Below are 2,509 nucleotides of genomic sequence, written 5' to 3'. Positions count from 1 at the left end.
GCCATCCGCAGGGTCAGATAGGGCGGCCAGACGTCGATCGCCCGCACCTGGGCCAGCGCGAGCACATGCACCACGTAATACTTCAGCGCCTGGTCGATCCCGAAGATCGCCGCCGCCACCACGCCCATCAGCCGCATGTCCCCGCTCCCTGTCGCACCGCCGCGCCCATCATCTTGGCGCAAATACTCCGGGGGGAGTCCGCGCGCCCGCGCGGACGGGGGGCAGCGCCCCCCTGCCCCGCTCAATGCCGGAAATGCCGCTCGCCGGTGAAGACCATCGCCATGCCGTGCGCCTCGGCCGCGGCGATCACCTCGGCGTCGCGGCGCGCGCCGCCGGGCTGGATCACCGCCGTCGCGCCCGCCGCGGCCAGTGCCTCGATCCCGTCGGCGAAGGGGAAGAAGGCGTCCGAGGCCACCGCCGCGCCCGCCGTCGGCGGCTCGGGCAGGCCGAGCTCCCGGGCCATGGCGCGCGCCTTCTCCGCGGCGATGCGCGCCGAATCGACGCGGCTCATCTGTCCCGCGCCGATGCCCACCGTCGCGCGACCCTTCGCGTAGACGATGGCGTTCGACTTGACGTGCTTGGCCACCGTCCAGGCGAAGGCGAGATCGCGCATCTCCGCTTCCGAGGGCGCGCGGGCGGTGACGACCTTCAGCGTCTCCGGCGCGACGCCGCGCGTGTCGGCGTCCTGCACGAGCCAGCCGCCCGTCACCTGCCGCGCGGCCAGCGCCGGCGCGCCGGGATTGGGCAGGCCCGGCGCCTTCAGCAGCCGGACGTTCGGCTTCTGCGCGAAGAGCGCCTGCGCCTCGTCGTTCACCGCGGGGGCGATGACGACCTCGGTGAAAAGCTCGAGGATCGCCTGCGCCGTTTCTGCGTCGAGCGTCGTGTTGAGCGCCACGATGCCGCCGAAGGCGCTGACGGGGTCGCACTCGCGCGCCTTGCGGTAGGCCTCGAGCGACGAGGCCGCGCGCGCCGCGCCGCAGGGGTTGGCGTGCTTGACGATGACGCAGGCCGCGCCGTCGGCCGGCAGGAACTCGGCGGCGAGGGCATAGGCCGCGTCGGTATCGTTGATGTTGTTGTAGGAGAGCGCCTTGCCCTGCAGGAGCCGCGCCGCGGCCACGCCCGGCGCCGGGTCCGTCTCGGCGTAAAAGGCCGCGCGCTGGTGCGGGTTCTCGCCGTAGCGGAGTTCCTCGGCGAGCTTGCCGCCCATGACCCGCCGGCGCGGCGCGAAGACGCCGAGGCTCTCGGCCATCCAGCCGCTCACCGCCGCGTCGTAGGCCGCCGTGCGCCCGAAGGCCGTCAGCGCCAGCGCCTTGCGGAACGCGAGCGTCGTCGCGCCCTCGTTGGCGTCGAGCTCGGCGAGCAGCGCGTCGTAGTCCTCCACGTCCACCACCGCGGCGACATGGGCATGGTTCTTGGCCGCCGCGCGGATCATCGCCGGCCCGCCGATGTCGATCTGCTCGACCGCCTCGGCCTCCCCCGCGCCGGCGGCGACCGTCGCCTCGAAGGGGTAGAGGTTGACCACCAGGAGGTCGATCGGCGGGATGCCGTGCGTCTCCATCGCCGCGACGTGGTCGGGCGCGTCGCGCAGCGCCAGCAATCCGCCGTGCACCGCCGGGTGCAGCGTCTTGACGCGGCCGTCCATCATCTCGGGCAGGCCCGTGACGTCGGACACGTCGCGCACGGTGCAGCCCGCCTCCCGCAGGGCGGCGGCCGTGCCGCCGGTCGAGAGCACCTCGACCCCGCGCGCGGCGAGCGCCCGGCCGAGTTCGGGCAGGCCGGTCTTGTCGGAGACGGAAATCAGGGCGCGGCGGACGGGGACGAGATCGGGCATGGATGCGGGGCTCCGTGGCTCATTCATACACGTCCACCGCCTCGGCGAGGTCGCGCACCGCGAGCGCGGTGTCGTCGGCCTTGGCCAGCGACCAGCGGACGCGCGTCCCATACTCCACCGCGCGGCCGGATAAAACGATCTGTTGCGTCGCGCGCGGCCTGAGGCGGCCGCGCTCGAGGTAGACCGAGGGCTCGAGCGTCAGCCGGGTGCGCGGCCCGGGCTCCGGGCGGAACACCCAGACCTCCTGCGAGGGCAGCGCGACCGAGACCCCCGCGCCCGCCGCGTCGAGGCGCGCCTCGGCGTCGGGATGCAGGTGAAACCGGATCTGCCAGCCCACCCCGCGCAGCTTGCCTGCGCTCCGCGCCGCGTCGAAGCGCCGCTCGTCGGCCGCTTCCAGCGCGACGAGGAAATCCTCGCCCGCAAGGCTCCGCCCATCCGCCGAGAGCGTCAGCACGCGGGCGTGCGTCAGCCCGAACTCGGCGCGGTAGCCGTCCTGCCCGGCCTCGACGCGCAGGCCCTCGGCGGTGCGCGCCGTCTCCACGGGGACGCGGACCGGCGCGCGGTCGAGCGGCGCGCGCTCCGGGCGCGCCGCGCGGGCGGCCGGCGCGAGGCGCGCGCTCGACAGCCCCTCGACCAGCAGCGTCGAATGCGAGGCTCCCGCCCGACCGGCGCGGCGCC

Annotated in this window: 2 protein-coding genes; both read right to left on the bottom strand. The window is 74.8% G+C overall.

What is annotated here, in order from left to right; genetic code table 11:
• Positions 1-241: 241 nt before the first annotated feature.
• Positions 242-1,831, bottom strand: a complete 1,590-nt coding sequence (gene purH, locus ACESL7_RS15410) for a bifunctional phosphoribosylaminoimidazolecarboxamide formyltransferase/IMP cyclohydrolase (protein ID WP_372894176.1) — start codon at positions 1,829-1,831, stop codon at positions 242-244.
• Between the two features lie 19 nt (positions 1,832-1,850).
• Positions 1,851-2,509, bottom strand: a 659-nt coding sequence (locus ACESL7_RS15405) for a heparinase II/III domain-containing protein (protein ID WP_372894175.1), incomplete at its 5' end; no start/stop codon positions are given.

Source organism: Rhodosalinus sp. (assembly GCF_041685465.1).
Lineage (GTDB): Bacteria > Pseudomonadota > Alphaproteobacteria > Rhodobacterales > Rhodobacteraceae > Rhodosalinus.
The sequence above is the reverse complement of the archived record's forward strand: the minus strand, read 5'-3'. Positions and strand labels throughout refer to the sequence as shown.